The sequence below is a fragment of the Shinella sp. M31 genome (genome assembly GCF_049199205.1).
Lineage (GTDB): Bacteria > Pseudomonadota > Alphaproteobacteria > Rhizobiales > Rhizobiaceae > Shinella.
On the sequence record NZ_JBLZPH010000212.1, the window covers coordinates 1 to 204 of the forward strand.

At 70.1% G+C, this 204-nt stretch carries 1 pseudogene; it reads left to right on the plus strand.

The window, feature by feature from the left end:
• Positions 1 to 204, plus strand: a pseudogene (locus ACOZKU_RS27860) (metalloprotease); the annotation flags it as partial.

Here is a 204-nt window from a genome sequence, read left to right on the forward strand (position 1 = left end):
CCCGAACGCGCCGCAGCGCGTGGAGCTGGCGCGGCTGCATGCCCGCGCCTTCGGGGCGGAAGGCACGATCGGCGACCGCGGCCGCGGCTATTATCTCGCCGGCATCGACGGCTTGCTCTACGGCGACGCCCCGGAAGAAGGTTACGTACGCGGTCAGACCTTCATGCACGGCAAGCTCGGCATCCGCTTCGACGTGCCCAACGG